General features: G+C 72.8%; 17 protein-coding genes. 7 read left to right on the top strand and 10 right to left on the bottom strand.

Annotation, left to right across the window (positions count from 1 at the left end; translation table 11 throughout):
* Positions 1–2: 2 nt before the first annotated feature.
* Together H291_RS0115660 and H291_RS30360 are read right to left on the bottom strand one after the other, a co-directional pair.
* Positions 3–974 (bottom strand): NAD(P)-dependent alcohol dehydrogenase, encoded by a 972-nt coding sequence (locus H291_RS0115660; RefSeq protein ID WP_020015951.1) that lies wholly within the window; start codon positions 972–974, stop codon positions 3–5.
* On the bottom strand, positions 971–1,519 hold the full coding sequence (locus H291_RS30360; protein WP_020015950.1) for a nitroreductase family deazaflavin-dependent oxidoreductase: 549 nt from the start codon (positions 1,517–1,519) through the stop codon (positions 971–973). The genes H291_RS0115660 and H291_RS30360 overlap by 4 nt, the downstream gene beginning before the upstream one ends.
* A gap of 104 nt (positions 1,520–1,623) precedes the next feature.
* Here H291_RS30360 and H291_RS0115640 point away from each other — a divergent pair, with 104 nt between their 5' ends.
* Complete coding sequence (locus tag H291_RS0115640; protein ID WP_051109505.1) at positions 1,624–2,391, top strand: TetR/AcrR family transcriptional regulator; 768 nt, start codon at positions 1,624–1,626, stop codon at positions 2,389–2,391.
* Between the two features lie 53 nt (positions 2,392–2,444).
* On the opposite strand, the gene H291_RS0115635 is transcribed toward H291_RS0115640, so the two are convergent.
* Complete coding sequence (locus tag H291_RS0115635) at positions 2,445–3,683, bottom strand: NAD(P)/FAD-dependent oxidoreductase (protein ID WP_020015948.1); 1,239 nt, start codon at positions 3,681–3,683, stop codon at positions 2,445–2,447.
* A 213-nt stretch (positions 3,684–3,896) separates the two neighbouring features.
* Positions 3,897–4,952, bottom strand: coding sequence for an aldo/keto reductase (locus H291_RS0115630; protein WP_026365801.1), 1,056 nt, complete (start codon positions 4,950–4,952; stop codon positions 3,897–3,899).
* Between the two features lie 63 nt (positions 4,953–5,015).
* Here H291_RS0115630 and H291_RS0115625 point away from each other — a divergent pair, with 63 nt between their 5' ends.
* On the top strand, positions 5,016–7,178 hold the full coding sequence (locus H291_RS0115625) for a hypothetical protein (protein WP_020015946.1): 2,163 nt from the start codon (positions 5,016–5,018) through the stop codon (positions 7,176–7,178).
* 181 nt (positions 7,179–7,359) lie between these two features.
* Here H291_RS0115625 and H291_RS0115620 read toward each other — a convergent pair whose 3' ends face one another.
* Both H291_RS0115620 and H291_RS0115615 read right to left on the bottom strand, forming a co-directional pair.
* On the bottom strand, positions 7,360–8,298 hold the full coding sequence (locus H291_RS0115620) for a glycoside hydrolase family 19 protein (RefSeq protein ID WP_026365800.1): 939 nt from the start codon (positions 8,296–8,298) through the stop codon (positions 7,360–7,362).
* Between the two features lie 277 nt (positions 8,299–8,575).
* Positions 8,576–9,622 (bottom strand): LacI family DNA-binding transcriptional regulator, encoded by a 1,047-nt coding sequence (locus H291_RS0115615; protein ID WP_020015944.1) that lies wholly within the window; start codon positions 9,620–9,622, stop codon positions 8,576–8,578.
* A gap of 309 nt (positions 9,623–9,931) precedes the next feature.
* On the opposite strand from H291_RS0115615, the gene H291_RS0115610 reads away from it, so the two are divergent.
* From H291_RS0115610 to H291_RS0115600, 3 genes are read left to right on the top strand one after another with little or no spacing between them, the layout of a single operon-like run.
* The gene (locus H291_RS0115610) at positions 9,932–12,235 is read left to right on the top strand and encodes a discoidin domain-containing protein (protein WP_020015943.1); all 2,304 of its coding nucleotides are present in this window, start codon (positions 9,932–9,934) and stop codon (positions 12,233–12,235) included.
* A gap of 45 nt (positions 12,236–12,280) precedes the next feature.
* On the top strand, positions 12,281–13,720 hold the full coding sequence (locus tag H291_RS0115605) for a DUF1996 domain-containing protein (RefSeq protein WP_084468166.1): 1,440 nt from the start codon (positions 12,281–12,283) through the stop codon (positions 13,718–13,720).
* On the top strand, positions 13,717–15,942 hold the full coding sequence (locus H291_RS0115600; protein ID WP_020015941.1) for a discoidin domain-containing protein: 2,226 nt from the start codon (positions 13,717–13,719) through the stop codon (positions 15,940–15,942). Before H291_RS0115605 ends, H291_RS0115600 begins: the two co-directional genes overlap by 4 nt.
* 102 nt (positions 15,943–16,044) lie before the next feature.
* Here the strand turns inward: H291_RS0115600 and H291_RS0115595 are convergent, their stop codons facing one another.
* The 4 genes from H291_RS0115595 to H291_RS0115580 all read right to left on the bottom strand — a co-directional run bounded on the left by H291_RS0115595 (position 16,045) and on the right by H291_RS0115580 (position 21,044).
* On the bottom strand, positions 16,045–17,670 hold the full coding sequence (locus H291_RS0115595) for a UxaA family hydrolase (RefSeq protein WP_033326937.1): 1,626 nt from the start codon (positions 17,668–17,670) through the stop codon (positions 16,045–16,047).
* Between the two features lie 81 nt (positions 17,671–17,751).
* Complete coding sequence (locus tag H291_RS0115590) at positions 17,752–19,101, bottom strand: ABC transporter substrate-binding protein (protein ID WP_020015939.1); 1,350 nt, start codon at positions 19,099–19,101, stop codon at positions 17,752–17,754.
* A 49-nt stretch (positions 19,102–19,150) separates the two neighbouring features.
* The gene (locus H291_RS0115585; protein ID WP_084468164.1) at positions 19,151–20,128 is read right to left on the bottom strand and encodes a carbohydrate ABC transporter permease; all 978 of its coding nucleotides are present in this window, start codon (positions 20,126–20,128) and stop codon (positions 19,151–19,153) included.
* Positions 20,121–21,044, bottom strand: a complete 924-nt coding sequence (locus tag H291_RS0115580) for a carbohydrate ABC transporter permease (RefSeq protein ID WP_026365799.1) — start codon at positions 21,042–21,044, stop codon at positions 20,121–20,123. The genes H291_RS0115585 and H291_RS0115580 overlap by 8 nt, the downstream gene beginning before the upstream one ends.
* A gap of 282 nt (positions 21,045–21,326) precedes the next feature.
* On the opposite strand from H291_RS0115580, the gene H291_RS0115570 reads away from it, so the two are divergent.
* Both H291_RS0115570 and H291_RS0115565 read left to right on the top strand, forming a co-directional pair.
* Positions 21,327–23,363, top strand: a complete 2,037-nt coding sequence (locus tag H291_RS0115570) for a DUF6807 family protein (RefSeq protein WP_033326935.1) — start codon at positions 21,327–21,329, stop codon at positions 23,361–23,363.
* Positions 23,360–24,634, top strand: coding sequence for a Gfo/Idh/MocA family protein (locus H291_RS0115565; protein WP_020015934.1), 1,275 nt, complete (start codon positions 23,360–23,362; stop codon positions 24,632–24,634). Before H291_RS0115570 ends, H291_RS0115565 begins: the two co-directional genes overlap by 4 nt.
* Positions 24,635–24,637 lie beyond the last annotated feature (3 nt).

The following is a 24,637-nucleotide window of genomic DNA, read 5'->3' as shown; positions in this document are numbered from 1 at the left end:
CCCTACGGCGTGATCAGGAGCTTGCCTCGGGCGGAGCCCGTGGCAAGGCGTTCGAACGCCACCTGGGTCGCGTCCAGGCCGTACCGGCGGTCGACGACGGGGCGGACGGCGCCCGAGGCCAGGAGGGCGGCGAGCTCGTCCAGGTCGGTGCGCTGGTTCGGGCGCCAGGCGAAGGTGCCCATGCGGGTCCCGGTCAGCGCGCCGACCACCGGGCCGAGCAGCGCCTTCTCCGCGAGCGAGCCGATCCGCCGCGCGATCAGCAGGTACCGGCCGCCCGGAGCCAGGCACCGCTGGAACGCCAGGACGGACCGGGTGTCGGCGATGTCCAGTACGACGTCGAACCGCCGCCCGGTGCGCGTGACGTCCTGCCGCGTGTGGTCGAGCACCTCGTCGGCGCCCAGCTCCCGGAGCAGGTCCGCCTTGCCACCGTGGTCGACGGCGGTGACGACGGCGCCGCGCGCCTTGGCGATCTGCACCGCGAACGGCCCCACGCAGCCTCCGGCCCCGTTGACCAGCACGCGCTCGCCCGCGCGGAGCGGCCCGGCGGCGCGCAGCCCCAGCATTGCGAGCGAGCCGGAGTGCGGCGCGGTGGCTGCGACGTCGAACGGGACGTCGTCCCGCAGCGGCGACAGGGCCGACGCCGGCACGCACACCCGCTCGGCCAGCGCGCCGTGGCCGCTGTCGAAGAGGTCGGCCCAGACGCGGTCGCCGGGGCGCAGACCGGTGACGTCCGGCCCGACTTCCTCGACCGTCCCGGCCACGTCGAGCCCGACCCGGTGGTTCGCCGGCCGCACCAGCCCCGTGGCGAGCCGCGCGAGCCACGGACGGCCGAGCAGGTGGTCGACGTCGGCCATGTTCAGCGAGGCGGCGGCGACCCGGACCACGGCCTCGCCGGGGCCCGGGTCGGGCTGCTCGACGTCGGCGACCCGCAGGACGTCGACCGGCCCGTACCGGTCTCGGACGACCGCTCTCACGGCGTGCCGCCCGCGCCGTCGTCCGCGACCGGGCCGGCGGCCGCCGGGGCGCCCGCGCCGTCCGACCCCACCGCTACCCGCCGCAGCGCAAGGAAGTCGGTGACCCTGAAGAGCCGCGCGACCCGCCGGTCCGCCGCGGACAGGTAGGGCAGCGCCGCGGCCGGCTCGACGATCTCCGGGGTCACCACGTATGTCTGCCCGTCGACCCGCAGCTCCGCGGAGCCGGCGGCCCGGACGTTCCGCAGCCAGTCCACGCCGGAGCCGTACGGCAGGTACACGAGGAAGTCGTCGCCCATCGGGTACACGCCGATCGGCGTCGCGTACCGCATCCCGGACCTGCGCCCGACATGGCGGATCAGGTCGTTGGACGAACCGGCCTCCCCCGCGTGCCGCAGCGTGCGGCGGTTGGTGAACCGCCGGTTGAACCGGCGGACGACCGCGAGCCCTCGCGGGTTCTTGGTGCGCATGACCAGCACCAGCGCGGTGAAGCAGGCCAGCCCCAGCACCAGGAGGACCACCACTGCCCAGAGGATCCAGCTCCACATGACGCACCGCCTTCCGGAGGAGACTTACGGCGTAAGCCTTACGTCGTAAGGTAGGACCGTCCCCAGGCTCCGTCAAGGGTTCGCGGACGTAGGATCGCGAGACCATGACTTCCCCGCAGACGGCTTCTCCGCAGACGGCAGGCGCAGCGCCCCGGACCACCCTGACCCGCGCCCGGGTGCTGGAGTCCGCGGTCGCCCTGGCGGACCGGGACGGCCTCGGGGCGCTCACCATGCGGAGCCTGGCCAAGGAGCTCGGCATCGAGGCCATGTCGCTCTACCACCACGTCGCCAACAAGGAGGACCTGCTCGACGGCGTGGTCGACCTCGTCGCCGCGGAGATCCAGGACGCCGTCGCCGCCCTGGAGCCCCTGCCGGCCGACGCGCCGCCGTCCGCCTGGAAGCCCGCGATGCGGCGGCAGATCCTCACGGCGCGATCGGTGCTGCTGCGCCACCCGTGGGCGCCGACGGTGCTGGAGACCCGCAAGTCGTTCAGCCTGCACGTGGTGCGCTACTTCGACTCGCTGCTCGCCCTGATGCGCCGCGGCGGCTTCTCGTACGACCTGGTCCACCACGCCATGCACGCCCTGGGCAGCCGCGCGCTCGGGTTCTCGCAGGAGCTCTTCGAGCCCGACGGCGCCGCGGCGGGTTCCGCGGCCGGCGGCCTCCCCGAGGCGGGCGCCGAGGACGAGACGGTCGCCATGCTGGAACAGATGGCCGAGCAGGTGCCCCACCTCGTGGAGATGCTGGCCGAGGTGGCCCACGAGCAGCCGGGGTCCACCCTGGGCTGGTGCGACGACCAGACCGAGTTCGAGTTCGGCCTCGACCTCCTGCTCGACGGGCTCGACCGCCTGGCCGCGGACGGGAGGCGCTGAGCGCCCGACGGCGGCGGACGGCGCCGCGGCTGGCGGCGCAGCGGCCGGCGCCGTCAGCGCAGCGGGTCGAAGGCCCGGATCTCCTCCGGGGTCTCCCCCGTCATGATCTGGGTCGCCAGCGCGCGGCCCGTGGCCGGGCCCAGCACCATGCCCCACATGCCGTGGCCGCCGGCCACGAAGACGCCGGGCGCCGCCGTCCTGCCCACGAGCGGCAGCCCGTCCGGCGTCACCGGCCGGGAGCCCACCCACTCGTCCGTGCGCGAGTCCAGGTCTACGCCGTCGAACAGCCCCCGGACCGAATTCACGATGGCCCGGACGCGGCGCGGCTGGAAGGGCTCGTCGGGCCCGCGGAACTCCATGGTCCCGGCGATCCGCAGCCGCCCCTGGTAGGGGGTGCAGGCCACGCGGCGGGCCGGGAAGTAGACCGGGTGGTCGATCGGCGGGCCGGTGACGGGCACGCTGAACGAGTACCCGCGGCCGGCCTGCACCCGCGTGCGGACGCCGAGCTGCCGCGTCAGGTCCGGGAGCCACGCGCCCGTGGCGACCACGACGGCGTCCGCCCGCAGCGGGTCGTGGCCCGCGACGTGCACCTCGGAACCGCCGTCGGGCAGCGGCCGGACCTCCGTGACCCGCGCGTCCGTGAGCACCTTCGCGCCCCGCGCGCTGACCGACGTCGCCAGCGCCTGCACGTACGGGCCGGGCTCGATGTACCGCTGCCCGTCCAGGGTCCAGATCTCCTTGACCGCCCGGGAGAGGTGGGGCACGCGCACGCCGTCGGGCAGCCGGGACAGCCGGACCTCCTGGCCGGCCCGGGCCACGCCCCGCAGCTCGTGCACGAACGGGCGCGACTGGTGCTCCCGCTCGAACCCCACCACCCAGGGGCTCGGGTACGACGTCGCGTGCACGCCGCCGGACTCGAGCTCGTCGTACGCGTCGAGCGCCACGCGGTCGATCGGCGTGAGGGCCGCCATCGCACGCTGCCACGCGGACGGCGTCGCGTGCGTCATGAACCGCGTGAGGAAGCCCCAGAGCGCCCGGTCGAACCGGAACGGCACACTGAGGGCGGCGTCGGGGTCGAGCATCGCCTTGGGGCCGTACGCCCAGAGCGACGGGTCGGCGAGCGGCATGGCCATGCCGGGCGTGAGCCAGCCGGCGTTGCCCCAGGAGGAGCCGGCGGCGACGCCGTGCCGGTCGAGGACCGTCACCTCCACGCCGCGTTCCTGCAGGTGCCAGGCTGTCGCCAGGCCGACCATGCCGGCCCCGACGACGATCACGGACTTCGTTTCGGACACGCTGGTGCTCCTTCTCGCGAGTGCAGTACCTCCCAGTACCCCTCCCCGTCGAGCGGCGACCCCCTCATGGTCCGCCGGACGGGTCGATTCGGCGCGACGGCCTCGTGAAGTGCGGTGGAACTCGGGGTGTGGGGACGCTGACGAGGGGGGCGAGCCCCGCAGCCCGGCAGTCGTGCCGGGCCGCGGGGCTCACGGCCCGGAGGCCCTGGCCGCTCAGCCCAGCGGACGGGCCAGGGGCTCGATCGCCGCGATCTCGTCGGCGGACAGGGGGCCCGCCGCGAGCGCCGCGACGTTGTCCTCGAGCTGCGCCACCGACGAGGCGCCGATGAGGGCCGAGGTCACGCGCTCGTCCCGCAGGACCCAGGCGAGCGCGAGCTGCGCGAGCGTCTGGCCGCGGTCGGCGGCGATGTCGTTGAGCGCCTTGGCGCGGCCGAGGTAGTCTTCGGTGAGCGCCCGGTCGGAGAGGAACGGCGAGTCGGAGCGCGCGGCCCGCGACCCGGCCGGGGCGGCACCCGCGAGGTACTTGCTGGTCAGCAGGCCCTGCTGCAGCGGGGAGAACACGATGGTCCCGACGCCCAGGTCGCCGACGACGTCGAGGAGCGACTCGCTCTGCACGCCGTCGTACCCGTCCTCGTGCGCGGGGTTCTCGATGTGCCGGTTGAACATCGAGTAGGACGGCTGGTGGATGAGCAGCGGCACGCCGAGCTCGCCGAGGATGCGCGCGGCGTCACGCGTGCGCGCCGGCGAGTAGTTGGAGACGCCGACGTACAGCGCCTTGCCCTGCTGGACCGCCGAGGCCAGCGCGCCCATGGTCTCCTCGAGGGGCGTCGAGGGGTCGGGCCGGTGGTGGTAGAAGACGTCGACGTAGTCGACGCCCATGCGGGTCAGCGACTGGTCGAGGCTGGCCAGCAGGTACTTGCGGGAGCCGTGGTCGCCGTAGGGGCCGGGCCACATGTCGTAGCCGGCCTTGGTGGAGAGGACGAGCTCGTCGCGGTACGGCTTGAGGTCGGCGGCGAGGTGCCGGCCGAAGTTCGCCTCGGCCGCGCCGTAGGACGGGCCGTAGTTGTTCGCCAGGTCGAAGTGCGTGACGCCCAGGTCGAGCGCGCGGCGCAGGATGGCGCGCTGCGTGTCGAACGGGCTGGTGTCGCCGAAGTTGTGCCAGAGCCCCAGGGACAGCGCGGGCAGGTCGAGGCCCGAGCGGCCGGTGCGGCGGTACTGCATGGTGTCGTAACGGTCCTCTGCTGCGAGGTACCGGGATGCGAGAGGCATACGGCCATCGTGGCACGGGAAACCTGTCCCTCCGGACCACGGTTCCGTGCCACGATGCGCGTCATGTCTCAGGAGATCTTCGATCTGGTCGTCCGCCGGACGTGGCGCGTCCCCCGCACCGAGGGCTCGGCCGGCGACGCCGCCTCGGTCGCCCGGCGGTTCGACGGCGTGCTCCTCACCTCGGGTTTCAAGGCGTCCGGTCGCCTGCTGCGCTACCTGGGCGGGCTGGCGCCGCAGGACGCGCGGCTGGTGGCGGTGCGGACGCTCGCCGTCGTGCGCGAGTCGCTCGGCGACCACGTGCGGCACAACGCGTACTTCAAGGACTTCCCCGCGAACGTGCCGGACACCGACGACTTCTGGGTCGCTGCGCTGGAGGACGCGCTGCGCGGCACGCCGCAAGAGGGGCAGGCGGCGGAGCTCCTGACGCGCGGCCCGGTCGACCTGCTCGGCCTGCCGACCTACGGCCGCTACCAGCACACCTACGACGAGATGGTCGCCGCGCACGACGCGTTCCTGCCCGCGCTCGGCGACCGGCGCACGGTGCTCGACGCCGGCGGCACGCTCGACGAGGAGGCCCACCGGCTCTACCTGCACCTCGCGGGGAGCACGACACCGCTGTCCGACGCCGACCTGGCCGACCTCGGGCTGCTGGCCGGGCACTGCGGTGGGATGGAGCAGCCCGATTCTGTTCCCCTGCGATCGGCCCGCGCGATCGTCAACACCACGCACGTCCTGTACGGCCGGGAGCCCGACGTCGACACCGTCACCGACGTGCTCCGGCTGGCCTGCGCGCTGTCCGGCGGGGACGTGACCCTGGAGACGGCCACGCGGTTGCGCTCGCTGCCGCGGCCGGTCCGGCGCGTGCTGCTCGGCGCGCTGGACGCCGTCGTGGAGGCGTCGCCCGCGAAGCTCGGCGACGTCGCGGCGCACCGGGAGGCGTGGAAGCGGCTCGGGGAGCGGCTGCACCCGCACGAGCACCGGGCCTTGCCGGCGGCCGCCCGGGTGTTCGCCGTCGCGCGCGGGGACGAGGACGCGCCGTCGCTCGCCGCCCGGGTCGAGCGGTCGCTCGCGACGGGCGCGCGGGCCGACGCCCTGCGCCTGCTCGCGGCGTCCCCGGGCACGCTGGTCCGGCGTGCGGACCACCTGCTGCGGTCGGCGTCCGACGACGCCGAGGCGGCCGCCGTCGTCGACTCGCTGAAGCGGGCGCTGCCGTCCGTTTCGGGCCGGGTGGTGCTCGGGCTGAGGGAGCACCTGGAGAACCGGCGCCGGGCGGACGGCGACCGGCGCGTCTTCGTCAACCGGCAGGGTGGGGCGTGGGCCGTGCCCGACGAGCGCGCGCCGGTCCCGGCCGCCGCGCTGACCGCCCTCGCCGAGGCGTGCGACGCCGAGGTGCTCCGCCGGGTGCCTCGGCCCGACGGCCTCGTGGTCGACCCGGCGTTCCTCGACGTGGCGCTCCCGCTGTCGGCGCGGGCCCGGCCCGGCGGGACGGGGATCCTGCCGCGCGGGTCGCGCACACGGGTGACCGGCGAGCTGCTGCGGTTCTTCGTGCACTGGCGGCAGACGAGCGCGGACACGGACCTCGACCTCTCGTGCCTGCTGCTGGACCGCGACTTCGCCGACGCCGAGCACGTCTCCTGGACGCGGCTGCGTGGCGGGGGCTTCGTGCACTCCGGCGACCTCACCGAGGCCCCGGAGGGCGCCACCGAGTTCGTGGACGTCAGGCTGTCCGGGATCCGGCGGGACGTCGTCGTGCCCGAGGTGCACGTCTACTCCGGCGAGGGGTTCGACCAGGTCGCCGAGGGCTTCTTCGGCTTCATGACGCGCGACGTCGCGCAGGCCGGGCTGCCGTTCGAGCCGGCGACGGTGCGCATGCGGTCCGACCTGGCCGGTTCCGGCCGGGTCACCGTCCCGCTGGCCTTCCTGCGGGCCGACGACGGCTGGGAGGCGCTCTGGCTGCACCTGAACCTGCGCGGCAGGTCGAGCTTCAACACCGTCGAGGGGCACCGCGTGACCACGACGACCCTGGTCCGCGACATCGCGGCGCGGCGCTACCTCACGGTGCGCTACCTCGTGGACCTGCTGCAGGCCGACGGCGTGAAGGTGCACCACTCGGTTCCGCAGGGTGCGGGGTCGGTGACGTACCTCGGGTTCGGCGCCCCGGAGGACCTGCCGGCGGGGTCCCGCGTCGTCACGCCGCAGAACCTGCTCGACCTGGTGCCCGCCTGACGTCTAGGGTGTCGCCCGGGCGAGGCCATGCGGCGGCTTCCTTCTCACTCTTGGATGAACCTAGTCGCCGCGCTCTCCTCGCCCGCTCTCTTCGTTGACCACAGCGGTTGCTGCCAGTCGAGCCGTGCTCCTGGCAGCAACTGCTGTGGTCAACGCCCGGGCCGGAGGGCCGGGGCCGGCGTCAGCAGTAGAGGTTGCCGCCCGGGTCGACGCCCAGGGCGCTCGTGAAGCGCAGGTACGTGTCCACGCGGCTCTGCACCTGGGCGGGGTTGCCGCCGTTGCACTCGATCGAGCCGTTGATGCTGCGGATCGTCTCGCCGAACCCGGCGCCGTTGACGATCGCGTTGTGCGGCGTCATGGTGCCCGGACCGTTCTGGGTGTTCCAGTACCAGAGGCCGGTCTTCCAGGCGATCGCCGAGTTGGTCGAGACCAGGTTCGGGTTGTTCAGCAGGTCGATGCCGAGCGCGTCGCCCGCGGCCTTGTAGTTGAAGTTCCAGCTGAGCTGGACGGGTCCGCGGCCGTAGTACTGGGCGTTGCCCGCGGGGCAGCCGTACGGCTGCGTCGTGTCGCAGTAGTGCGGGTAGTTGGCCGTGTTCTGCTCGACGATGTGGACCAGCCCGCCGGTCTCGTGCGAGACGTTGGCCAGGAACGCCGCCGCCTCCCGCTTCTGCACGGTCTCGCTGCCGCTGTTCGCGAACCCGGGGTACGCGCTGAGCGCGTCGACGAGCCCGGCGTACGTGTAGAACGAGTTCCGGTTCGGGAAGAACGAGTTGAACTGGGCCTGGCTGACCGGGAAGTCCTCGGTGCCCGGCGGGTCGACCGGCGGCTCGCCGCCGTCACAGGTACCGGTGCGCTCCCAGACGCCCCACTCGCCGGTGGTGCCGGGCGTCTCGCCCTGCGTCCACCACTTGGCACGCCACGACGCGCCGGCGTGGGTCACCAGGCTGCCGCCCACGTAGACGGCGCTGCTGCTCCAGGCGGCGGCGCTGCAGCTGGCGACCGCGGCGGGCGCGGCCGTGTCGGCGGCGGGGGCAGCCGAGCCGGGGACTGCGACGACGCCCGTCGTCAGGAGTGCGGCGACAAGGGTTGCGACAAAGAGCGGTACGCGACGAGCTCTCACGGGGAACCACCTCGCTTCGGGTCCTGGGCCGGCGTCGATACGTCGGCCGATTTGTTCAGGAACCTAGCAAGATGCTCCCAGCCTGGTCGTGAGGGATTCCCACACGGGTACCCGTACGTGCGGGCCTTACATGGGGAGCGCGAGCCGAGTGGGGAGCGCAGGCCCGTTGCCACTTCGGTCGCCTGCCTTGAGACCGGTCCGACGATCGACCGGTCTCAAGGCAACCGACCGAAGTCAGCACCCCAGCCAGACAGAGGCCCACAGGCAGCAGGCCACCTCACGCCGAGTCGCGGACCACCAGGACCGGCTCGAAGATCGCCGAGCGCACCGCCGGCTCGTCGGCGTCGATCTGCTCCAGCAGCATCCGCGCCATCTCCTCCGCCATCTTCTCCACGGGCTGGCGCACCGTCGTCAGCCGGGGTCGCGCCTGCACCGCCACCGGGCTGTCGTCGAACCCGACGATCGCGACATCCTCTGGCACGCGCCGCCCCTGGGACTGGAGCACGTGGATCGCGCCCTGGGCCATGAGGTCGTTGGACACGAAGACGCCGTCCAGGTCCGGCGCGGCGGCGAGCAGCTCCGCCATCGCGGACTCCCCGCTCTCGAACGTGAACGATCCCGCGACGCTCGGGACGAACGCGTGCCCGCGCCGCGCCGCGGCGTCGCGGAAGCCGTCGAGCCGGTCCCGCGCGGACGGGACGTCGAGCGGCCCCGAGATGACGCCAAGGGTGCGGCAGCCGCGGTCGAGCAGGTGGTTGGCGGCCATCCGGGCGCCGTCGGCGTTGGCCAGGTCGACGTAGCTGGCCGGGATCGCGTGCCCCGGCCGGGCGAACAGCACGATGGGGCGGCCGGTGCCGATGAGCTCCTCGGGGAGCGGGTCGTCGGCGTACGTGGAGACCAGCAGGGCGCCGTCCGCGTTGCCGAACCGCAGGTAGGAGGTGACCTGGCCCCGGGTCTGCGCGTCATCGGCGAACATGAGGACCGGGTGCACGTCGTGGGGGCGCAGCGTCCGCACCAGGGAGCCGACCACCCGGCCGAAGAACGGGTCGGAGAAGACGCCGGACAGGTCGAGCTCGCCCTCGGGGTCGGCGTCCGCGCCCGAGATGACGACGGCGACCGTGCCCGTGCGGCGCGTGACCAGGGACCGTGCGGCCCGGTTCGGCACGTAGCCGGTCTCGGCGACGGCTTCCAGCACCACTTCCTGGACCGCGGGCGCCACCTTGCGCTTGCCGTTGATGACCCGGGACACGGTCGCGCGCGAGACGCCGGCGACCTTCGCCACGTCCTCCAGGGTCGGCGCCGCGCGCCGCAGATCCTTGCTCACAGGCCGACGGTAACAGAGTAAGAGCGCTCTCCCACGGAGCCCGTGCGGATGAGATGCAGCGAGTTCGGCGCAAACCGCTCGCACCACCAAGCCAGACTCAGAGCGTCGAAATGAGGCAAAAGACCCTCACAGACCAGGTGAAGTCCGCCCGGACAGCTCTTGACGCTCCACCAAGAGCGGGTCAAAGATGAACCCGGTAAGAGCGCTCTCCCAACTCGCGGCGCACCGGAGCGACGCGAGCGCAGGCTCAACGACGAACCGCGCCCCGGCCCCCGCACCTGGCCGACGAGCGGACGGAGAGGAACATCCATGACCACCACCGGATCACCCGGCGCCCGGACGCGACGGCTCAGGCGCGGGGCACGCGCCGGGGCCGCCACCCTGGCGACCGGCCTGCTGGCCGCGGCGGCGCTCGTAGCGCCCGCCGCCTCGGCACCTGCGGCCCCGGCGGCCGCGGCACCGGCGCCCGCAGCCCCGGCACCCACTGCCGCGCAGGTCGACCCGGTCCTGCTGTCGCAGGGCCGCCCCGCCACCGCCTCCTCCGTGGAGAACCCCGACTACACGCCCGCGAGCGCCGCCGTCGACGGCGACCTGACCACGCGCTGGGCCAGCGAGTTCAGCGACCCGCAGTGGATCCGGGTCGACCTGGGCAAGGCTTCGGCCCTCGATCACGTGGAGCTGGTCTGGGAGTCCGCGTACTCCACGAAGTACCAGTTCCAGGTCTCGGCCGACGGCTCGACGTGGGCGACGGCGTACTCGACCACCTCGGGCGACGGCGGCACCGACACCTTCGACGTCGACGGGACGGCGCGGTACGTGCGGCTGCTGTCGACCGCGCGCTCGGGCGGGTACGGCAACTCGCTGTGGGAGCTGCGCGTCTTCGGCGCGGCGGGCGGCAGCACCGATCCGGGCGACCCCGGGGACCCGGACTACGTGAACCCCGGCCACCCGAACGTCCCGGTGCGGGACTCGGGCGCCAGCACCGTCGAGGTGGTGGGCGGCAACGGGGACTGGGACCTGGAGGTGGACGGGCAGCCGTACACGGTCCGCGGATTCACGTGGGGCCCGGCGTTCAGCACGGCCGACCACTACATGCCCACCCTCACCGCGATGGGCGCCAACACGATCCGCACCTGGGGCACCGGAGCGGACACCCGCCAGCTCCTCGACTCGGCGGCGGCGCACGACGTCCGCGTGGTGATGGGCTTCTGGCTCCTGCCGGGCGGCGGCCCCGGATCCGGCGGCTGCATCGACTACCGCACCGACGCGACCTACAGGGCGAACACCAAGGCCGACATCCTCGCCCAGGTCGCGGCGTACAAGGACCACCCGGGCGTGCTCATGTGGAACATCGGCAACGAGTCGCTCCTGGGCCTGCAGAATTGCTACTCGGGCACGGAGCTGGAGGAGATCCGCAACGCGTACGCGGCCTTCGTCAACGAGGTCAGCGTCGCGGTGCACCAGGCCGACGCGAAGCACCCGACCACCAGCACCGACGCCTGGGTGGGGGCCTGGCCGTACCTCGAGCGCAACGCGCCGGACCTGGACCTGCTCTCCGTGAACGCGTACGGCGACCTGTGCAACGTGCCCGCGGCCTGGGAGGCCGGCGGCTACGACCGGCCGTACATCATCACGGAGGGCGGCGCGGCCGGCGAGTGGGAGGTGCCGGACGACGCGAACGGCGTGCCCGACGAGCCCACCGACCTGGAGAAGGAGCAGGCGTACGTGGACTCGTGGCGCTGCCTGCGGGAGCACGACGGCGTCGCGCTGGGCGCCACGTTCTTCCACTACGGCATCGAGGGCGACTTCGGCGGCGTCTGGTTCAACGTGCTCCCGGGCGACAACAAGCGCCTCGGCTACTACTCGATCGCGCGGGCCTGGGGCGTCGACACCTCCGGCATGAACACCCCGCCGCGCATCACCGCGATGAACGTCCAGGGCGCGACGGCGGTGTCCGCCGGCGAGGAGTTCACGGTCAGCGTGGACGTCACCGACCCCGACGGCGACCCGATCGACGCCAACGTGATGCTGAACAGCAAGTACGTCAACAACGCGGGCGGCATCGCGCAGGCCGACTTCGACCAGACGGCCCCGGGCACGTTCCGGGTCACGGCGCCCGAGATGCTGGGCGTCTGGAAGGTCTACGTGTTCGCCGAGGACGGCCACGGGAACGTGGGCGTGGAGACGAGGTCGTTCCGCGTCGTCGCGCCGCCGGTCGACGGGACCAACATCGCACGGGGCAAGACAGCGACGGCCTCCAGCTTCGACCCGTGGAACGGCGACTGGACGCCGGGCCGCGCCGTCGACGGCGACGCGACCACGCGCTGGGCCAGCGAGTGGGGCCCGTCCGCCTGGTACCAGGTGGACCTGGGCTCGGTGCAGTCGTTCGACCACGTGCAGCTCGTCTGGGAGACCGCGTACGGCAAGTCGTACCAGGTGCAGACGTCGAACGACGGGAACGCCTGGTCCACGGTCCGCACCGTGACGGGCGGCAACGGCGGCGTCGACAGCCTCGACGTCTCGGGCACCGGCCGCTACGTGCGGCTGAACCTCACCGAGCGCGGCACGGAGTGGGGCTACTCGCTGTACGAGGTCGGCGTCTACCAGCAGTGATCAGGCAGTGAGCCAGCAACGCACACCACCGAAGAAGGAGGAACCATGCGCACTGCACCCAGCACTCCTCGCGGCAACAGATCCCGGACGTTGGCGGGCGCGCTCGCCACGGCCCTGCTCGCCTCGACCCTGAGCGCGGCCGGCACCATCGGCGCCACCACCGCCGTCGCCGACCCGAACACCCTGCTCTCGCAGGGTGCGCTCACGGCGGCGTCCAGCTCGGAGTCCGGCGGCCTCGGGCCGCGCTTCGCGGTCGACGGCGACCGCACCACCCGCTGGGCCAGCGCCCCCACGGACGACGAGTGGATCCGCATCGACCTGGGGCGTTCCTACGCCCTGGACCACGTAGCCCTGGAGTGGGAGGCCGCGTACGGCGCGGCGTTCACGCTCCAGGTCTCGTCCGACGCGCAGTCCTGGACCACCGTGGTCACCGAGGGCGCCGGGACCGGCGGCACCGAGGTCTACGACATCACCGCGACCGGCCGGTACGTGCAGCTCGTCGGCACCGCCCGCGGCACGGGGTACGGCTACTCGCTCCTGGAGTTCCAGGTGTTCGGCGACGGCGAGGCGGGCGGGCCGGAGGACCCGCCGCCGTTCCCCGGCGACGAGGTGACGCACCACGAGTTCCAGGCGAACTGCGAGTTCTCGCACTTCCTGCCGGACGACTCGATCGTGTACCCCAACCAGCCGGGCCGGTCGCACCTGCACACGTTCATCGGCAACCGCTCGACGGACGCGTTCACCACGCCGACGAGCCTGAACGCCATGCCGGAGAGCACCTGCACCGTGCCGCAGGACCACTCGGCCTACTGGTTCCCCGCCATCACCAAGGGCGGCGTGCCGGTCGAGCCGAACATCCCGATGACCGTCTACTACAAGTCGGGCATCGACGACTACGAGGACGTGGTGCCGTTCCCGGAGGGGCTCCAGTTCGTCACGGGCGACATGATGGCCACGGTCGAGGAGTTCCGCACCGCACCGGGCGCCGTCGAGGGCTGGGAGTGCGGCGACATCTCCAAGAGCTGGGAGATCCCGGCCCACTGCCCCGAGGGCACGCAGCTCAACATCCGCTACCAGGCGCCGAGCTGCTGGGACGGGCAGCACCTGACGCCCGAGGAGTCCGCGCACATGGGCCACGGCTCGCACATGGCGTACCCGGTCGCGGGCCAGTGCCCCATGAGCCACCCGGTCGCGGTGCCGATGCTGGAGTTCAAGATCGCGTGGCCGGTCAGCGGTGACATGTCCGACGTCGCGCTGGTGAGCGGGTCCGACCAGTCGTGGCACTACGACTTCGTCAACGCCTGGGACCCCGAGGTGCTGCGCCGGCTCGTGGAGCACTGCATCAACGGCGGCCTGCAGTGCAACCCGCGCGGCTACGACCTGTACAAGCCGCACCGGGGCACGGTGCTCGACGAGAACTACGAGCTCGTGCCCGAGACCACGGCCGCGCGCGAGGCCGCGGCACGCGAGGAGGTGGTCTCGTGAGGACGGCGCGGGTCTGGCTCGCGGCCGCGGCGGTCGCGGCCTGCGTCGCGGCGCCGCTGACGGCGGCGGCCGCGCCGGCGGCGGGCGGCGCACCAGCGGGCGGCGCTCCGGCGTCGGCCCCGGCCACCGGGCCGGACCGCGCGGCCGAGGCCGCCTGCGGCACCGCGAACGCGGCGCTCGGGCGGCCGGCCACGGCGTCGTCCACGGAGGGTCCGTTCGGCGCGGCCTCCGCCGTCGACGGCGACCCCGGTACGCGCTGGGCGAGCGAGTTCAGCGACCCGCAGTGGATCCGGGTCGACCTCGGGTCGGTGCAGGACCTGTGCCGCGTCGAGCTGTCGTGGGAGGCCGCGTACGGCAAGGGGTTCCGGATCGAGGCGTCCGACGACGGCGCCACGTGGCGCACGTTGAAGACGGTCACGAACGGGACCGGCGGCAACCAGTCGCTCGACGTCGCCGGGTCGGGCCGGTACGTGCGGCTCACCGGCACGGAGCGCGGCACCGGGTACGGCTACTCGCTCTGGGAGCTCAAGGTGTTCACGGGCGACGGCGGCACCACCCCCGGCGACCCGATCCCGGGCGGCGGCGACCTGGGGCCGAACGTGCACGTGTTCGGCCCGGACACGCCGACGGCCCAGGTCCAGGCGGCGGTCGACGCCGTCTACGACCAGCAGGAGGCGGACCAGTTCGGCGACGGGCGGCACCAGTTCCTGTTCGAGCCCGGTACCTACCCGGTGCACGTCAACGCCGGTTTCCACACCTCGATCTCCGGTCTGGGGACGAGGCCCGACGACGTGAACATCACCGGCGGCGTCTGGGCCGACGCCGAGTGGTTCGAGGGCAACGCCACGCAGAACTTCTGGCGCTCGGTCGAGAACCTGGCCGTGACGCCGTCGGGCGGGGACATGCGGTGGGCGGTCTCGCAGGCCGCGCCGATGCGCCGCGTGCACGTCAAGGGCAACCTCATGCTGCACTCGTCGCGGTACGGCTGGGCGTCGGGCGGGTACATCGCCGACTCCGTGGTCGACGGCGAGGTCCGCGCCTGGACGCAGCAGCAGTGGTACACCCGCGACTCGACGCTCACGGGCGGCTGGGCCGGGACGCTGTGGAACATGGTGTTCTCCGGCGTCAAGAACGCCCCGCCGACGTCGTTCCCGGAACCCGCGGTGACCACGCTGGACACCACGGGCACCATCCGCGAGAAGCCGTACCTCTACCTGGACGGCGACGACTACGCGGTGTTCGTGCCGTCGGCCCGGTCGGGCACGCGGGGCGCGACCTGGGACGGCGGGACGACGTCGGGCACGTCGATCCCGCTGGACCAGTTCTACGTGGCCCGCCCCGGCGACTCCGCCGCCCGGATCAACCAGGCGCTGGACCAGGGCCTGCACCTGCTGCTCACGCCCGGCATCTACGAGACGACGGGGACGATCGAGGTGGACCGCGCCGACACCGTCGTGCTCGGGCTCGGCTACGCCACGATCGTGCCGACGGCGGGGCAGACGGCGATGCGCGTGGGCGACGTGGACGGCGTCCGCGTGGCGGGCGTGCTGTTCGACGCCGGCGCCGCCGAGTCGCCGTCCATGCTCACGGTGGGCACGGAGGGGTCGACGACGGACCACGCGGACGACCCGATCTCGCTGCACGACGTGTTCGTCCGCGTGGGTGGCGCGCACGCCGGCCGGGTGGACCAGGCGATCGTGGTCAACGCCGACGACACGATCGTGGACCACATCTGGTCGTGGCGCGGCGACCACGGCGACGGCATCGGCTGGGACGTGAACACCGCGCGCAACGGGCTGGTGGTCAACGGGGACGACGTGGACGGCTACGGGCTCTTCGTGGAGCACTACCAGGAGTACAACACCCTGTGGAACGGGGAGCGCGGCCGCACGATCTTCTACCAGAACGAGCTGCCGTACGACCCGCCGAACCAGGCGGCGTGGAACCACGACGGCGTCCGCGGCTGGGCCGCGTACAAGGTCGCGGACGGCGTGACGCAGCACGAGGCGTGGGGGCTGGGGTCGTACTGCGTGTTCACCTCGGACGCGTCGATCACCTCGGACAACGGGTTCGAGGTGCCGGTCACGCCGGGGGTGCGGATGCACTCGCTGCTCACCGTGTCGCTCGGCGGGGTGGGCACGTACGAGCACGTGATCAACGGCGTCGGGCCGCGCGCGTCGGGCACGGAGACAATCCCGGCGAAGGTGGTGAGCTACCCGTAGGTCATCGCCACTCGCTGGTCGAGACCTCACACCACCGCTGGTCGAGCTTGTCGAGACCTCACCTGGGTCTCGACAAGCTCGACCAGCGAGAGCCGGGCTCGGTCAGGTGACCGCGCCGATGTGCCAGGGGATGAACTCCTCGGCGCCGATCTCCAGCTCCTCGCTGACCGTCTGCTCCCCCGACGCGACGGCGAGGATCCGGTCGAAGATCTGCCGCCCCACCTCGGCCACGGTCGCGGTGCCGTCCACGACCACGCCCGCGTTGACGTCCATGTCCTCGGACATCACCGCGTACATCGGGGTGTTGGTGGCCACCTTGATCGACGGCGTCGGGCGGCACCCGAACACCGAGCCACGCCCCGTGGTGAAGACGACGACGTTGGCGCCGCCCGCCACCAGGCCCGTGACCGACACCGGGTCGTAGCCCGGGGTGTCCATGAAGCCGAACCCCCGCTCCGTGATCGGCTCGGCGTACTCGTAGACGGCACCCAGGTCGGCCTGGCCGCCCTTGGCTACGGCCCCGAGCGACTTCTCCAGGATCGTGGTCAGCCCGCCGGCCTTGTTGCCCGGCGACGGGTTGTTGTCCAGCGTGCCACCGCCCGCGGCCATGTAGTCGCGCCACCAGTCGATGCGGTCCAGCAGCTTCTTGGCCACGGCCGGCTCCGCGGCCCGGGCGGTGAGCAGGTGCTCCGCGCCGTAGACCTCGGGCGTCTCGGCCAGCACCGACGTGGCGCCGTAGGCGACCAGGCGGTCCGACGCCCAGCCGAGGGCCGGGTTGGCGGTGATCCCCGAGTAGCCGTCCGAACCGCCGCAGTTCAGCGCGAGGACCAGCTCGGACACGTCGCACTCGACGCGCTCGCGCTGGTTGACCAGCGGCAGCATCTCGCGGATCGCGGCGACGCCGGCCCGCACCGAGGCCCGCACGCCGCCGGCCTCCTGGATGGTCAGCGAGCGCACCACGGTGTCGTCCGAGATGGCGGCCAGCAGGCCGGACCGGGTCTCGTCGGGGGCGCCGATCCCGGGCATCCCCAGGTCGGCGACCTGGCCCGAGCGGGCCGACAGCGCGGCGCCCGGCACCATCTCGCAGCCCAGCCCGAGCACCAGCAGGCCCGCGACGTTCGGGTGCGCGGCGTAGCCCCGCAGGGTGCGGAGCAGGATCTGCCCGCCCTCGGAGTCCGGCACCAGGCCGCAGCCGCTCGTGTGGGTGAGCGCGATGACGCCGTCGACGTTCTCGAACTCGTCCAGCGCCGCGCCGCGGAACTGGTCGGCGATCATCTTGGCCGTCGAGGCCGAGCAGTTCACGCTGGTCAGGATCGCGACGAAGTTGCGGGTGCCCACGCGCCCGTCGGCCCGGCGGTAACCGCGGAAGGTGGGCCGGGCGCCGTCGGGCACGGGGAGCTCGGTGTGGGTGCCGCCCAGGGGCGTCTCCCGCTCGCCCTCCTCGAACCCGAGGTTGTGGGAGTGCACGTGGTCGCCGGGGGCGATGTCCGTGGTGGCGACCCCGATGACCTGCCCGTACTTGCGTACGTGGCCGCCCGTGGGCACGGCCCGCAGGGCGATCTTGTGCCCGCGCGGCACCGGCTGCCGGACGTCGACCGGGCCGGTTCCGGAGGCCTCGGGCGCGTCGCCCGGGCTCAGGTCCCGCGTGGCGACGGCGACGTCGTCGCCCTCCCGCAGTACGAGCAGATCTTGTGACACCTGTGGCACCTCTCCTCTGGACCGAGTCATGCTAACCAGCCGTGACACCGCCGGGTGCGGGGCATTCGCTGGGTGGACCGCCCAGCGAACACCCCGCACCCGGCGGGTGGGTCAGCCGGCGATCGCGGCGTTGACCTCGTCGATGAACTGCGTGGCGGCCTCGTCCGGCGTGATGCGTTCGAAGAGGACCTCCGTGTTGATGCGCTCCATGATGTCGGCGAGCTCGGCGGAGCCGTGCGGCGGGACCGACGGGTTGTCGACGATCTCGTCCTCGATGTCCGCCATGAAGTCGGCGACCTTCTGGTCCGTGGGCGACAGGTCGTCCAGGATCGCCTCGCGGACGTCGGTGTTCGCCGGCAGGCCGCGGTCGGTCAGCATGATCTTGGCGGCCTCCTCGGAGTTGAGCAGGAAGTCCACGAACTTCGCGGACGACTCCGGGTACTGCGTGTCCGCGGAGACCGAGTAGAACATCGCGGGCTTGTAGTACATGCCGGTGCGCTCGCCCTCGGACTCGCCCGGGAGGCGCAGCAGCTCCAGCTCGTGGCCCGACGAGTCGGACAGCGCGCCGAGCTGGTTGGTCCACCAGACGCCCATGGCGCCCTTGTTGGTGCCGAGCAGGCCGCCCTCGGGGCCGGCCGCCTGGTACTCGACCGTGCGCGCGGCGTCGGGCTGGCCGCCGCCCTCGACCAGGTCGAGGGAGACCTGGAAGAAGTCGGCCACGGTCTGCTCGGAGACGCCGAGCTCGCCCTCGGGCGTGAACAGGGTCTCGCCGCGCTGGCGCGCCATCACGTTCAGGCCGGCCTCGTTGAAGCCGTAGTCCTGCGTGCCCCAGACCTTGTCGCCGGAGCCGTCCGCGACCGCGTTCGCGGTGGTCACGTAGTCCTCCCACGTCCAGGTCGTGTCGTCCGGCACGTCGACGCCGGCGTCGGCGAACAGCTCCGGGTCGGCGACGAGCGCGTAGGCGTTGATGCCGGTCGGGATGCCGTACTGGGTGCCCTCGATCTGGCCGCCGGCCAGCACGCCGTCGTCCACCTTCGAGGTGTCGATGTCGAGCGTGCCCAGGTCGGCGAGCACGTTCTTGGTCGAGTAGTCGGAGATGTAGCGCTCCTCCTGGGTGATGACGTCCGGGGTGTCGCCCGCGGCCACCGAGGTGGCGAGCTTGTCCCAGTAGCCGTCCCAGTCGGTGAAGTCGGGGACCACCGTGATGTCGGGGTTCTCGGCCTCGAACGCGTCGATGATCTGCTGCGTCGCCTCGTGGCGGCTGTCCGAGCCCCACCACGCGAAGCGGATCTCGCAGGGGCACTCCTCCGCGGCGGCGGGAGCGTCGTCGCCGCCCCCGCCGATGCCGGAGTCGCCGCCGCCGCAGGCGGCGAGGGTCAGGGCGACGGCCGCGATACCCGCGGCCGAGCCGGCGAGGCGCTTGCCGCGCCTCGAGGTCGGTCGGTTGCCGGTGGTGCTCATGTGGTTCTCCTTCGGTGACGTTGACGTCGTTGTCGCATCGCGGGCGGAGCTACTTGATTCCGGTGGTCGCAATGCCCTTGACCAGGTACTTCTGTCCGAACAGGAAGGCGATGAAGACGGGGATCAGGGACACGATCGACATCGCGAACAGCGAGCCCCACGAGCTCTCGCCCGTGGAGTCGACAAAGGTGCGCAGCGCGATCGGCACGGTGTACATCTCCGGCCGCGTGAGGAAGATCAGCTGGCTGAAGAAGTCGTTCCAGGTCCAGATGAACGTGAAGATCGCCGTGGTGGCGAGGGCCGGCATGGAGAGCGGCAGCATGATCTGCAGGTAGATCCGCAGGTGGTTGCAGCCGTCGAGGGTCGCGGCCTCGTCCAGCTCGCGCGGGATGCCGCGGAAGAACTGAACCATCAGGAAGATGAAGAACGCGTCCGTGGCCAGCAGCTTGGGCACGATCAGCGGCAGGAACGTGTTGATCCACTCGAGTTGGGAGAACAGCACGTACTGCGGCACGATCACCACGTGGATCGGCAGCATGATCGACATCAGCATGATCGCGAACCACAGCCGCTTGCCCTTGAACTCCAGCCGCGCGAACGCGTAGGCCGCCAGGGAGCAGGACAGCAGGTTGCCGAGCAGCGACCCGAGCACCACCAGCGCCGAGTTGATCAGGTAGTGGCTGAACGGGTGCAGCAGCGCGTTCCACCCGTCCGTGTAGTTGGACAGGTCGATGTCGGTGGGGATCAGGCCCGGCTCGCGGAAGATCAGCGCGTTCGGCTTGAACGAGCTGGCCAGCATCCACAGCAGCGGGTAGAGCATCACGAACCCGAAGGCGATCAGCCCCGCGTGCTTGAGCAGGCTGATCACGCGGGCCTGGGCGCGCCGGCCGCGCGGGCGGACGGCGACCGGGCGGGCGGTGCGCCCTCCGGTCCCCCGGGAACCGGAGGCGGTACCGGTGTCCGACGGCGGCCGCACCGCCGTCGTCGTGGTCTGTGCGGTCTGTGTGGGCGTCGAGGCGTCAGTCATCGTAGAAGACCCAGTACTTGGAGGCGAGGAAGTTGACGACCGTCATGCCGCCGATGATCAGCAGCAGGAACCAGGCCATGGCCGAGGCGTAACCCATGTCCAGCGAGCCGAACCCCTTGAGGTAGAGGTAGAGCGTGTACAGCAGCGTCGAGTCGGACGGGCCGCCGTTGCCGCCGCTGACGACGAACGCTCGCGTGAAGGACTGGAACGCCTCGATGAGCTGGAGCACGAGGTTGAAGAAGATGATCGGCGTCAGCAGCGGCACCGTGATGCTGCGGAACTGCCGCCACCGCGAGGCGCCGTCGATCGCGGCCGCCTCGTAGTACATCTGCGGGATCTGCCGCAGGCCGGCCAGGAAGATCACCATGGGCGCGCCGAACGTCCAGACGTTGAGCGCCATGAGGGTGCCGAGCGCGTAGTCCGGGTGCGAGACCCAGCCCTGCCCCTCCACCCCGAAGATCGCCAGGACCTGGTTGACCAGGCCGTCCGCGCCGAAGATCTGGCGCCACAGGATCGCGATGGCCACCGAGCCGCCCAGCAGGGACGGCAGGTAGTACACCGAGCGGTACAGCGCGAGGCCGCGCAGGCCCTTGTCGAGCAGCAGCGCCAGCCCGAGGGCCGCGGCGAGCTGCAGCGGCACGGAGACGAACACGTAGGTGAACGTGACGCCGAGCGACTTCAGGAACCGCGGGTCGTCGAACATCCGCGTGTAGTTCTCGAGCCCCACCCACTGCGGGGCCGAGAGCAGGTCGTAGTCCGTGAAGGACAGCCAGAGCGACGCCCCCATGGGCCCGGCCGTGATGAGCGCGAGCCCCACGAACCACGGCGCGAGGAAGAGCAGCGCCCAGCGGCCGTCTCCCTTGCGGCGCGCGCTGACGCCCTGCTTGCCGCGCGAGAGCTCCTGGATCACTGACATGGGTTCACCCCCGCGCGGACGGGGCCCGTCGGGGCGGGCGGGGGCTCGGACCGCCAGGGTCCGGGCTCGCGGGTCGGGTGGCGCATCGCGTTGTCCTCCGGATCGTCGTCGATCCCCGGCATCATCGGTGAGAAACCGGTCTCTGGTGGAGGAACGTACCACATGAGGAACCGGTTTCCCATGGTGTACGGTCACATCGGGAAACCGGTAACGCGGGCCACGCCGACGAAGGCGCGGAACCACGCGGGATCCGGTCGGACGAAGGTCACGGACGGAGAGCACATGGGCAGCGGCAGCGTTCGAGGGGCAGGTCAGCGCCGCGTTACGGCCACGATCGGGGACGTCGCGACGGCGGCGGGGGTCTCGCGCGCCACCGTGTCGCGCGTGATGAACGGGCGCAGCACGGTCGACGCCGCGATCGCCGAGCGCGTGCGGAGCGCCGCCGCCGAGCTCAGCTACCGGCCGAGCAACGCGGCCCGCAGCCTCGCGCTCGGCCGCACGCAGACGGTCGCGCTGGTGGTGCCGGACCTCGGCAACCCCGTGTTCCAGCAGATCCTGCGCGGCGTGATGGACGGCGCCGCCGAGGACGGCTACCGCGTGCTCGTCGCGGACACGGTCGAGGACGACCAGCAGGAGGGCGCGATCGCGCTCGAGGCCCGCATGCGGTGCGACGCGCTGGTGCTCGTCTCCCCGCGCGTCGGCGACGCCGAGCTCAGCGCGCTCATCGCCGACGTCGAGCCCGTGGTGCTGGTCAACCGGGAGACCAACGGGGCAGCGCCCAGCCTGGTCGTGGACTACGAGGACGCCGCCGTCCAGGTGGTGGAGCACCTCGTGGCCCTCGGCCACCGCCGCATGGTCTACCTGGGCGGGCCGGTGCGCAGCGCTTCCGACGAGATGCGGCGCGCAGGCCTGGACCGCGCCCGGGCGCGGCACACCGACCTCGAGATCCTCGACCTGCCCGCCGGGCCAGACATCCAGGCCGGTCACGCCGCCGCGCCCGCCGTCCTCGCCACCCGCGCCACCGCCGCGGTGGCCTTCAACGACCTCGTCGCGTTCGGCCTGCTCGCCGGGCTGAACGAGGCCGGGGTGGCCGTGCCCGCCGACATCTCGGTGGCCGGCTTCGACGACATCGAACTGTCCCGCTACGCCACACCCGCGCTGACGACGGTCGCGGTGCCGCAGGCCGAGCTCGGCCGACACGCCTGGAGGGAGCTGCACGCCGTGATCGACGACGACGCCCACCCCGCAAGCTCTGCACGATTCACGCCCAGCCTGGAGGTGCGGGGCAGTACCGGACCCGTGCCCCAGGGCCCCGAGCGGGTGCACATCACGGACGACGACCTCGTCGCCAGGCAGCCGGAGGAGGTGCCGACGGTGCCGCCCACCGCCGCGCCGGTCTGGTCCGTGCCCGCCGACCCGGCCGCCGACGCCGTGGTCCTGACCTGCGGCGACGGCCTGGAGCTGGTGCGCCGCGACGGCGGCGACCGGATGCCCAAGGTGCATGCCCGGCGGCCCTACCTGCACCCCGTGCACACGCTGGCCGGCGTGCCGCTGACCGACGTGAGCCCGGTGGACCACCGGCACCACTACGGCGTCGGCATCGCGGTGCCGGACGTGAACGGCACCAGCCACTGGGGCGGCCGCACGTTCATCGAGGACGTGGGCCCGACCCTCCTGAAGAACCACGGCCGGCAGACGTCGGCAGGGATCCGCGTGGAGCCGGGCGTCCCCGGTGCCGCGGGTACCGCGGGCGAGACCCTGGTCGAGGACGTGGTCTGGTCCGACGAGCACGGCGAGCCGCAGCTCCGCGAGGAGCGCCGCATCTCGGCGCGCCTGCTCCCCGTCGCGCCCGGTTCCGGCGCCGCCCCCGGGTGGGTGCTCGACTGGCGCTCCACCCTGCACGCGGACCACGGCCCGCTGGAGATCCGTTCGCCCGCCACCAACGGCCGGCCGGGCGCCGGGTACGGCGGCCTGTTCTGGCGCCTGCCGATCGCCGAGAGCACCACGGTCCTGTCGGCCGCGGGCACCGGCGAGAACCGGGCGCACGGCGGCACGTCGCCCTGGGTCGCGTTCGTGCAGCAGCAGGGCGGGCGCTCCACCACGCTGCTGCTGGTGCAGCCGGGCCAGGTGCGGCCGTGGTTCCTGCGGTCCGCCGAGTACCCCGGCGCCTGCCCCGCGCTCGCCTGGGACGCGCCCCTGGTCGTGCCCGACGGCGGGTCCGTGCGGCTCGACCTCGTCGCCGTGCTGCTGGACACGGAGCTCACGGCGGAGGCCGCGGCGGGCCTGGCCTCGGGCCTCACCGACGGCGGCCGGCGGTGAGCCTGCCGGGGACGGGCGTGCCGGCAGCAGGCGGGCCGGCGGCGGGCGTGCCCAAGGTGGCCGTGGTCGGCATCCACGGCCACGGCGGCTCGCACCTGCGCGCCGTCGCGGACCTGGCGGAGCGCGGGCTGGCGCGGCTGAGCGCCGTCGTCGACCCGCGGGAGCCGCAGGACGCCCCTGCGCCCTGGTTCGCGAGCCTGGGCGACCTCCTGTCCGCCGACGCCGGGACGCTGCCCGACGTCGTCGTGCTCGCCACGCCCATCCACACCCACCTGCCGCTGGCGCGCGCCGCGCTGGAGGCGGGGATCGACGTGCTGCTGGAGAAGCCGACCACCGCGTCGCTCGCGGAGCACGCCGAGCTCGTCGCCGTCGCCGAGCGGACCGGGCGGCTGTGCCAGGTCGGGTTCCAGACCTTCGGGTCGCACGCGCTGCCCGCCGTGGCCGACATGATCGCGCGCGGCGAGGTGGGGCAGGTGACCGGGATCGGCGCCATCGGCACCTGGGTGCGGACCGCGGCCTACTGGACGCGCTCGCCGTGGGCGGGGCGGCGGCGGATGGGCGACCGCGCCGTGGTCGACGGCGTGGTGACCAACCCGCTGGCGCACGCCGTGGCGACCGCGCTGTGGGTCGGCGGCGCACGCACCGCCGCCGACCTCGAGTACGTGAACACCGACCTGTGGCGTGCCAACCCGATCGAGGCGGACGACACCTCGTCGCTCCGGGCCGTCGGCACCGACGGGACGCGGTACGGGTTCGGGCTCACGCTGTGCGCTGCCGTGCGCACGCCCGCGCGGGTGATCGTGCAGGGCACGGCGGGCGAGATCGAGCTGGAGTACGAGCACGACCTGGTGCGGCTGCGCGCCGGGAAGGTCGTGGCCGAGAAGCGGTACGAGCGCACCGGCCTGCTGGAGAACCTGCTGCGTGCCCGGGCCGTCGAGGAGCGGCTGCTGTGCGACGTGCGGGACACCGGCGCGTTCATGCGGGTGCTGGAGGCGGTGCGCACCGCGGCAGACCCGGCGCCGATCGGTAGCGCCTTCGTGGACTGGGAGGACGGCGTGGCGTCGGTCGCGGACGGGCCGGGCGGCGCGGGCCGCGCGGGCGGCTCAGGTGGCTCAGGTGGGCCGGGCCGCGCGGGCGGCGTCGGGCAGGGGAATCCCGAGGGCGACGCGCGGCACCCGGTGGTGCACGACGTCGCCGCGTGGTGCGAGCGCGCCGCGCGCGAGCAGCGTACGTTCACGGAGCTGGGCGCCCCGTGGACACTCGCGAGGTAGATC

This window comes from Promicromonospora sukumoe 327MFSha3.1, from assembly GCF_000385135.1.
GTDB lineage: Bacteria > Actinomycetota > Actinomycetes > Actinomycetales > Cellulomonadaceae > Promicromonospora > Promicromonospora sukumoe_B.
The sequence above is the reverse complement of the archived record's forward strand: the minus strand, read 5'-3'. Positions and strand labels throughout refer to the sequence as shown.

What these genes read in the sequence shown, in the direction of transcription:
- H291_RS0115590 (WP_020015939.1), bottom strand. Translation starts at nt 19,101, where the DNA reads ATGAGCACCACCGGCAACCGACCGACCTCGAGGCGCGGCAAGCGCCTC.
- H291_RS0115595 (WP_033326937.1), bottom strand. Translation starts at nt 17,670, where the DNA reads ATGACTCGGTCCAGAGGAGAGGTGCCACAGGTGTCACAAGATCTGCTC.
- H291_RS0115640 (WP_051109505.1), top strand. Translation starts at nt 1,624, where the DNA reads ATGACTTCCCCGCAGACGGCTTCTCCGCAGACGGCAGGCGCAGCGCCC.
- H291_RS0115610 (WP_020015943.1), top strand. Translation starts at nt 9,932, where the DNA reads ATGACCACCACCGGATCACCCGGCGCCCGGACGCGACGGCTCAGGCGC.
- H291_RS0115570 (WP_033326935.1), top strand. Translation starts at nt 21,327, where the DNA reads ATGGGCAGCGGCAGCGTTCGAGGGGCAGGTCAGCGCCGCGTTACGGCC.
- H291_RS0115630 (WP_026365801.1), bottom strand. Translation starts at nt 4,952, where the DNA reads ATGCCTCTCGCATCCCGGTACCTCGCAGCAGAGGACCGTTACGACACC.
- H291_RS0115625 (WP_020015946.1), top strand. Translation starts at nt 5,016, where the DNA reads ATGTCTCAGGAGATCTTCGATCTGGTCGTCCGCCGGACGTGGCGCGTC.
- H291_RS0115585 (WP_084468164.1), bottom strand. Translation starts at nt 20,128, where the DNA reads ATGACTGACGCCTCGACGCCCACACAGACCGCACAGACCACGACGACG.
- H291_RS30360 (WP_020015950.1), bottom strand. Translation starts at nt 1,519, where the DNA reads ATGTGGAGCTGGATCCTCTGGGCAGTGGTGGTCCTCCTGGTGCTGGGG.
- H291_RS0115605 (WP_084468166.1), top strand. Translation starts at nt 12,281, where the DNA reads ATGCGCACTGCACCCAGCACTCCTCGCGGCAACAGATCCCGGACGTTG.
- H291_RS0115580 (WP_026365799.1), bottom strand. Translation starts at nt 21,044, where the DNA reads ATGTCAGTGATCCAGGAGCTCTCGCGCGGCAAGCAGGGCGTCAGCGCG.